Annotated in this window: 1 protein-coding gene; it reads right to left on the reverse strand. The window is 71.1% G+C overall.

The window, feature by feature from the left end; translation table 11 throughout:
* Positions 1–2: 2 nt before the first annotated feature.
* The coding region (locus VT50_RS39860; RefSeq protein ID WP_420822246.1) for an SDR family NAD(P)-dependent oxidoreductase at positions 3–9,804 on the reverse strand (9,802 nt) is incomplete at its 5' end.

The following is a 9,804-nucleotide window of genomic DNA, read 5'->3' on the forward strand; positions in this document are numbered from 1 at the left end:
CGCTAGTGTCCTCCAAGACCGGCCTGGTCGGAGCCGAGCGCCCTGGCCACGAGGCCGTCGACGTCGAGCTCGTTGATGTCCTTGACGTGGTCGGTGCCGTCGCTCGCGGTCGCGCCGTCGCCGTTCGGCGCGGTGAGGCCCAGCAGCGTCTCCAGCAGGCCCAGTTCCCTGAGCCGGTCGAGCGGCAGCGCGGCAAGCGCGCGCCGGATCTCCGGCTCGCTGGACTCGGCGCTGATCGGCTCGGGTGTCCCCGGGGCGAGCAGTTCGCCGAGCCTGCGGACGGTGGTCGCGGGCGTCGGGTGGTCGAAGAGCAGGGTCGCGGGCAACCGTAGGCCCACCGCGGCGGACAGGTCGTTACGGAGCTCGAGCGCCGTCAGCGAGTCGAATCCCATGTCCAAGTAGCCCTTTTCCAGCGCCACTTCGCCACCCGACGCGTAGCCGAGCACGGTGGCCACCCGATCGCGCACCAGATCGGTCAGCGCCCTGGCGCGTGCAGCGTCGTCCAGCGCCGCGAAGTCGGCGGGCGCCTCCTGCCCGCGTACCGTGCGCCTGCGCGGCGCGGTGCGCACCAGCCGCCGCAGGACCGCGGGGAGGTAGCCGGTGTCGGCGCGATCCCGGAGTTCGCCCGGCTGGAGCCGGGCGGGGACCACGAACGGCCGGTCGGCGGTGGCCAACAGGTCGAACAGCGCCAGCCCCTCCGCCTCGGACAACGGGGCGACCCCGCCACGGACCGGCCGCTTCGGGCCGGGCCCCGCGCCCATCCCCTGCTCCCCCGCCCACAGGCCCCAGGCCAGTGAGGTGGCCGGAAGTCCCAACTGATGACGGTGGTGGGCCAGCCCGTCCAGGAACGCGTTGGCCGCCGCGTAGTTGGCCTGACCAGCGCTGCCCAGGACCCCGCCGATCGAGGAGAACAGCACGAAGGCGCGCACCGGCATGTCCCGGGTCAGCTCGTGCAGGTGCCACGCCCCGACGGCCTTGGGCGCCAGCACCCCCGCCACCCGTTCCGGCGTCAACGAGGCGAGTACGCCGTCGTCGAGCACACCGGCCGCGTGCACGATCCCGGTCACCTCGGCCCCCGGGGGAAGGGCGGCCAGCACACCCGCGAGCGCGTCCCGGTCGGCGACGTCACAAGCGGCCACCCGTACGTCCGCACCCCGCTCACCCAGCTCCGCCACCAGTGCTTCGACGCCCGGCGCGGCCATGCCCGACCGCGACAGCAGCAGCAATCGCCGCACACCGTGCTCGTCCACCAGGTGCCGGGTCACCAACGCGCCCAGGCCGCCCGTCGCACCCGTGACCACCACGGTGCCGTCACCTGCCCATCCGGGCTCGGCGGACGGCGGTGATGTCGTCTTCCTCAGCCGTGGGACCAGTACCCGGCCGCAGCGGATCGCGAGCTGCGGCTCGCCGATCCCGGAAGTCCATCCCAGTGCGGCGATGTCGTCGGTGTCGTCGGTGTCCCCGACGTCCACCAGGACGATCCGGTCCGGATGCTCCGACTGCGCCGACCGCACCAGCCCGGTCACGGCCGCGCCCACCAGGTCCGTCCGCTGGTCACCGGGGCAGCTCACCGCGTTGCGCGTCACGACGACCATGCGGGACGACACCCAGCGGTCGTCCGCGATCCACTGCTGGAGCACCGCCAACGTCGCCGACACGGCGTCGGTCACCTCGGCCGGAGCACCGTCGACCCGGTACACCACGACGTCCGGTGCCCGCTCCACATGGGACAGACCGGCGGCGGAGCCGACCACGGCCGTGACCGGTTCGGTACGGGGGCCCGCCTCGATCGTGGTCCAGTCGAGCTCGAACAGGGAGTCGTCGGCCATGGCCGCGGGCTGTCCTCGCGGGATCGGCCGGAGCAGCAGGGAATCCACGGTGGCGACCGGGTTTCCGGTGTCGTCGACGACCGACACCGACACTCCGCCGTCGGCGGTGCGCGTCAGCCGCGCCCGCACCCGCGCCGCGCCGACCGCGAACACCCGCACGCCCGACCACACGAACGGAACACCGCCGACGCCGTCCCACCCGGACACCGCGATCCCGTGCAACACGGCGTCCAGCAACGCCGGATGCAGGGCGAATCCGGCCACCAGATCACCGTCGAGCCCGGCCTCGACATACAGGTCATCGTCGTGGCGCCATACCGAGGTGACCGCCCGGAACACGCCGTCGTAGCTCAGACCTGCGTCGGCAAGCGCGTCGTACAGGCCCGCGACGGACACGTCCTCGGCGTCGGCCGGTGGCCAGGTCACCGCCGGTTCGGAGGCCACGTCCGGTCCGACCGCGAGGGTCCCGGTGGCGTGGCAGGTCCAGCTCCCGTCCGAACCGGCCGAGCGGGAGTACACCGACACCGCCCCACGCCCCTCGGTATCGACGGGGCCGACGACCACGCGGAGCTCGATGTCGCCCGAATCGGGCACGACCAGCGGTGTCCGCAGGCTCAACTCCTCGACCACGTCGCAGCCGACCTCGTCGCCCGCGCACGACGCGAGGTCCACCAGCACGGTCCCCGGCACGACCATCTCTCCGCCGACCAGGTGTCCGGACAGCCAGTCCGCCTGCCCGGCGGACAACCGGCCCGTCAACACGGTCCCGCCCTCCGGCAACGCCACCGCGCCGCCGAGCAGCCAGTGCCGTACGCCAGCCACACCGATCGACCGCACGTCACCCGTGCCCGTCGCGGCGTTCAGCCAGTAGCGCTCGTGTTGGAAGGCGTAGGTCGGGAGGTCGACGCGGCGCGGGGCATACGGTGCGTAGACGGCGGCCCAGTCGGGTTCGACGCCATGGGTGTGCAACCGGCCCAACGCCGCCAGTAGCGCCCGGTGTTCACCATGCCCCTCCCGCAGCGTCGGCACCGCCACGGCACTGTCGATCACCGGAGTCAGCGCGGCATCGGGTCCCAGCTCCAGGAACGCGCTCACACCACCTTGCCCGGCCATGTACTCCACGGCATCCGCAAAACGAACCGTGGCCCGCACCTGCTCCACCCAATACGCGGGCGTCGCCACCCGCTCGTCCACCAGCTGCCCCGTCACGGTCGACACCAGCGGCATCCGCGGCTGCGCAAAGGTGAGCTGGTCGATGGCGGCGGCGAACTCCCCAAGCACCTCATCCATGTGGTGGGAATGGAACGCCCGCGACACACGCAACCGACTGACCTTCCAACCCCGCTCCCGACACACCCCCTCCACCTGAGCGACCCGGTCCGCGTCGCCCGAGACCACCACCGAGGCAGGACCGTTCACCGCGGCCAGACCCACCCCATCACCCAGCAGCTCGACGACATCGGCCTCCGCAGCGCCCACGGCCAGCATCGCCCCGTCCGAACGTGCCCGCCGCATCGCCTGGCCCCGCGCCGCCACCAACCGGCACCCATCCTCCAACGACACCACACCCGCCGCGTAAGCAGCCGACACCTCACCCACCGAATGCCCCGCCACGAAATCAGGAACAACACCCCACACCCGCAGCTGCTCAAACAACGCAACCTCAACGGCAAACAACCCCGCCTGGGCGTACAACGTGTCCTCCAACGCCCCAGCATCGTCGAACACCACATCCAACAACGACCGATCCAGCAACCCCTCAAAGCCCGACGCCACGCGGTCCAGCGTCTCGGTGAACACCGGCAATACCCCGTACAGACCACGACCCATGCCCACCCGCTGCGCACCCTGACCGGTGAACACCACACCCAACCGGGCGCCCGCCACCGCGGCAACACCCCCACTCACCGCCCGCAGACCACCCACCAACTCATCCACCGAGGAACCCACCACCACAGCACGATGCGACAACCGCGCCCTGCTCATGGCCAGCGAAAACCCCACATCCACAGGCGACACATCAGAACGCTCGCCCAGGAACTCGGCCAACCGCGCCGCCTGCGCCCGCAACCCCTCCACCCCGCGCCCCGACACCGACCACACCACCGGAACACCCACAGACTCACCGCGCTCGGCAACCGGCGACGGCTCAGCCTCCTCCACGATCACATGCGCATTCGTCCCACTGATCCCGAACGACGACACACCCGCACGCCGGAGACCACTCCCCGCCTTCCAGGCGCGCGCCTCACCCAACAACTCCACGGCACCCGAGGACCAATCCACCTGCGACGACGGCTCACCCACGTGCAACGTCCGCGGCAACACCCCATGCCGCATCGCCTGCACCATCTTGATCACACCAGCCACACCCGCAGCCGCCTGCGTATGCCCGATATTCGACTTGATCGACCCCAACCACAACGGCCGGTCCCGGTCGCTGCCATAGGTGGCGAGCAGAGCCTGTGCCTCGATCGGATCACCCAAAGCGGTCCCGGTCCCATGCGCCTCCACCACGTCCACATCGGACGTGGACAGACCGCCACTCGCCAACGCGGCCCGGATCACCCGCTCCTGCGACGGACCATTCGGCGCCGTCAAACCATTCGACGCACCATCCTGATTCACCGCCGAACCCCGCACCACCGCCAACACCTCATGACCATGACGCCGCGCATCCGACAACCGCTCCAACACGAGCATCCCGACGCCTTCGCCCCAGCCGGTGCCATCTGCCTCGTCCGAGAAGGACTTGCACCGGCCGTCGGCAGCGAGCCCGCCCTGCCGGGCGAAGTTGGTGAACACCTTGGGCGTGAACATGACCGTGACGCCACCGGCGAGCGCCAGGGAGCACTCCCCCTGCCGCAGCGACTGTGCCGCCAGGTGCAGCGCCACCAGCGACGACGAACACGCCGTGTCCACCGTCAGCGTCGGCCCCTCGAGCCCGAAGGTGTACGCCAGCCGCCCGGACAGCACACTGCCCGCGTTGCCGGTATCGACAAATGCCTGCAGATGCTCCGGCACCGCGGGCAGACGGGTGGCGTAGTCGTAGTACATGACGCCGGTGAACACGCCGGTCCGGCTGCCCCGCACCGACCCGGCGTCCATCCCGGCGTGTTCGAACGCCTCCCAGGTCGTCTCAAGCAGCAGCCGCTGCTGCGGGTCCATCGCCACCGCCTCACGCGGCGAGATGCCGAAGAACCCGGGGTCGAACTCCGCCGCCTCATACAGGAAGCCGCCTTCGGGGCGGAAACGGGCGCGCTGCTCCTCCACGACCGAGTCGAAGACTCCGTCCAGGTCCCAACCGCGGTCGTCGGGGAACGCGGCGATGGCGTCGCGGCCGCCGTCGACAAGGCGCCACAGGTCCTCGGGTCCGCGGACCCCGCCCGGGTACCGGCAGGCCATGCCGACGATGGCGATCGGTTCGTCGGCCGCGGCTACCGGCTCCTCCTCCGCTGCCGACCGTTCGGTGCCACCGAGCAGTTCGTCGAGGCGCGCGGCGAGCGCGGCCGGGGTCGGGTGGTCGAACACCAGCGTGGCGGGCAACCGGAGACCGGTGGCCTCGCTGAGGCCGGTGCGCAGCTCCACCGCGGTCAGCGAGTCGAATCCCAGCTCCTGGAAGACGCGGTGCGGGTCGATCGCGGACGCGTCGGCGTGGCCCAGGACGATGGCGACGCGGCCGCGGACCAGATCGAGGAGGTAGCCGTGGCGGTCGGCACCGCTCAGGCCGACCAGCGGATCGTGCGACGCCGCGGCCGTGGCAATCGCCTTGGGACGATCGGCGACAAGACCCCTGAAGAGTGCCGGAAGGTCATTGCGTTCGGCGCGCGCCCGCAATGCGTCGAGGGCGAGCCGGACCGGCACCACCTGGGCGGTGTCGGTGGCACACGCGGCGTCGAAGAGCCCCAGCCCCTCCTCCGTGGACAGAGCGGCGATGCCGCCGCGGGCGACGCGCGCCCGGCTCGCCCCATCGAGTCGGCCCGTCATGCCGGTCTCGGTCGACCATAGCCCCCAGGCGAGAGACGTGGCGGGCAGTCCGTGTCGCCTGCGCTGCCCGGCGAGGGCGTCGAGGAACGCGTTCGCCGCGGCGTAGTTGGCCTGACCGGCCCCGCCGAGCACGCCCGCGACCGAGGAGAACAGCACGAACGCCCGCACCGGCATGTCCTGTGTCAGCTCGTGCAGATGCCATGCGCCGATCGCCTTGGGGCGCAGCACCGCCGATACCCGGTGCGGGGTCAGCGCGGACACCACACCGTCGTCCAGTACGCCCGCGGCGTGGACCACGCCGGTCACCGGGTGCTCGACCTGTGCCAGCGCGGCGGCGAGGTCCGCGCGGTCGGCGACGTCACACGCGACCACGCGGACGTCGGCGCCCCGCTCGGACAGCTCGGACACCAGCGCCTCGGCCCCGGGCGCGGCCGGACCGGACCGGGACAGCAGCATCAGGTGCCGCACACCGTGCTCGACCACCAGGTGCCGGGCCACGACCGCGCCGAGACCGCCGGTGGCGCCGGTCACCACGACGGTGCCGTCACCGGTCCACGGGGATTCGGGGTCGGTCGGCACGGGCATGCGCGTCAGCCTGGGCACGAGCACCCGACCGCCCCGTACCGCCAGTTGCGGCTCCCGCCAGGGGATCCGCAACAGGTCGGCCGCACCGCCGGGTTCGTCCACATCGGCCAGCACGATGCGGTTGGGGTGCTCCGACTGCGCCGAGCGCACCAGACCGGCGACGGCCGCGCCCACCACGTCCGGGGCGGGATCGCCGTCGGCACACGCCACGGCGTTGCGCGTCACCACGAGCAGGGTGGTGGCTGCCCATCGCTCGTCGGAGAGCCATGCCTGAACCACCGCGAGTGCTTCGGCAACGGCCTCGTCGGCCCGCTCCGGGTCGGCACCGTCTCCGGACGCGGCGTGGAACACCGCCGTGGCCGGGGCACCGACGGGCGGCTCGGCCAGGTCGGCCGGCCCGGTGATCTCGATGGCTTCCGGGGCGTCCGCTTCCGCGCCGTCAGCCCGTTCCACCTCGGTCCACGCCACCGTGTAGAGCGGGCCGGTGTGCCGCCTGGTGGCCGACCGCCAGTCCGAAAGCGGCCTGAGCTGAAGGGCCTCAACGGTGGCCACCGGCATCCCGGTGTCATCGACGGCTGTGATCGAAATGCCCCCGTCGGCCATCCGCACCAGCCGCGCCCGCACCCACTCGGCACCGACGGCGAGCACCCGCACGCCCGACCACGCGAACGGAACACCGCCGACACCGTCCCACCCGGACACCGCGATCCCGTGCAGCACCGCGTCCAGCAGCGCCGGATGCACCCCGAAGCCCGAGACGTCGCCGTCCACCGCCGCTTCGACGAACAGCTCGTCGTCGTGTCGCCACGCCCGGCGCAGCCCTCGGAAGACACCGTCGTACGCGAAGCCCCGAGCGGCCAGCTCGTCGTAGAGGCCGACGACGGGCACCTCGACGGCATCGGCCGGAGGCCAGCTCACCGGCTCCGCCGCCACCGGCCCGCCCGGGGCAAGCGTCCCGCTGGCGTGGCAGGTCCACTCCTCGGAGGGCCCTTCGGGGCGCGAGTGCACCTCCACTCCGCACCGCCCGTCGGCGGCCGGCGGGGTCGTCACAACACGCACGGCCACACCGCCCGACGCGGGCACCACCAACGGCGCCTGGAGGGTCAGCTCCTCGACCAGCTCGCATCCGACGTGGTGACCGGCGCGTACGGCCATGTCGGCCAGGCCCGTGCCCGGCACGACGACCTCGCCGCCCACCGCGTGGCCCGCGAGCCACGCCATCGAGCCCAACGACAGCCGACCCGACACCACGGCTCCTCCGCGGGGCAGTTCCACCGCGTCCGCAAGCAGTCCGGCGGGTCCCGTGGACAACCAGAAACGCTCCTGCCGGAACGCGTACGTCGGCAGCGCGACCCGCTGCGGACGGTACGGCGCGAAGATCGCGGCCCAGTCCACATCGAAGCCGTGTACGTGGAGTTGGGCGACGGCGGAGACGACGCAGGTCTCGTCGTCATGTCCACTGCGGAGGGTGGGAACGGCGTCGTGGCCAGCCTCGGTGACCGTGGCGGACAAGGCCGCGTCGGGTCCCACTTCCAGGAACGCGGTCACGCCACCCTGCTCGGCCATGTACTCCACGGCATCGCCGAAACGCACCGTGGCCCGCACCTGCTCCACCCAATACGCGGGCGTGGTCACCCGCTCGTCCATCAACTGCCCCGTCACCGTCGACACCAGCGGCATCCGCGGCTGCGCAAAGGTGAGCTGGTCGATGGCGGCGGCGAACTTCCCCAGCACTCCATCCATGTGGTGGGAATGGAACGCCCGCGACACCCGCAACCGACTGACCTTCCAACCCCGCTCCCGACACACCCCCTCCAACACCGCGACCCGGTCGGCGTCGCCCGACACCACGACCGAGGCAGGCCCGTTCACCGCGGCCAGACCCACCCCATCGCCCAACAGCTCAACAACATCGGCCTCCGCAGCGCCCACGGCCAGCATCGCCCCATCCGAACGTGCCCGCCGCATCGCCTGGCCCCGCGCCGCCACCAACCGGCACCCATCCTCCAACGACACCACACCCGCCGCGTAAGCAGCCGACACCTCACCCACCGAATGCCCCGCCACGAAATCAGGAACAACACCCCACACCCGCAGCTGCTCAAACAACGCAACCTCAACGGCAAACAACCCCGCCTGGGCGTACAACGTGTCCTCCAACGCCCCAGCGTCGTCAAACACCACATTCAACAACGACCGATCCAACAGACCCTCAAAGCCCGACGCCACCCGATCCAGCGTCTCGGTGAACACCGGCAACACCCCATACAGCCCACGCCCCATGCCCATCCGCTGCGCACCCTGACCGGTGAACACCACACCCAACCGGCCATCCGTCGCTGCGGCAACACCCCCGCTCACCGCCCGCAGACCACGCAGCAACTCATCCACCGAGGAACCCACCACCGCGACCCGATGCGACAACCGCGCCCTACTCGTCGCCAGCGAGAACCCCACATCCGCTGCTGATAGATCGCCGGTCGCCGCGGCGTGGTCGGCCAGCCGCGCGACCTGTCGGCTCAGGCCCTCCGCCCCGCGCCCGGACACCACCCAAGCAACCGGTCCGTGGTCACGGACCTTCGGTGCCGAGGTTGCGGGTTCGGTGCCCTCCTCGAGGATCACATGGGCGTTGGTCCCGCTGACGCCGAACGCGGAGACACCCGCACGCCGCGGACCGTCACCCGCTTCCCACGCCCGCGCCTCACCCAACAACTCCACCGCGCCCGAAGACCAATCCACCTGCGAAGACGGCTCGTCCACGTGCAACGTCCGCGGCAACACCCCATGCCGCATCGCCAACACCATCTTGATCACACCAGCCACACCCGCAGCCGCCTGCGTATGCCCGATATTCGACTTCACCGAACCCAGCAAGAGCGGGGCATCCCGGTCCTGCCCGTACGTGGCCAGCAACGCCTGCGCCTCGATCGGATCACCGAGCCTCGTCCCGGTCCCGTGCGCCTCCACCACATCCACATCGGACGCGGACAGACCACCACTCGCCAACGCGGCCCGGATCACCCGCTCCTGCGACGGACCATTCGGCGCCGTCAAACCATTCGACGCACCATCCTGATTCACCGCCGAACCCCGCACCACCGCCAACACCTCATGACCATGACGCCGCGCATCCGACAACCGCTCCAACACCACAACACCCACACCCTCCCCCCAGTTCGTCCCATCCGCCCCATCCGAAAACGCCTTACACCGACCATCCACAGCCAACCCACCCTGACGGCTGAACTCCACAAACGCCATCGGCGTCGACATCACCGTCACACCACCAGCCAACGCCAGCGAACACTCACCCTCCCGCAACGCCCCCACAGCCAAATGCAACGCCACCAACGACGACGAACACGCCGTATCCACCGTCAGCGCAGGCCCCTCCAACCCGAAC

The sequence above is a fragment of the Streptomyces antioxidans genome (assembly GCF_000968685.2).
GTDB lineage: Bacteria > Actinomycetota > Actinomycetes > Streptomycetales > Streptomycetaceae > Streptomyces > Streptomyces antioxidans.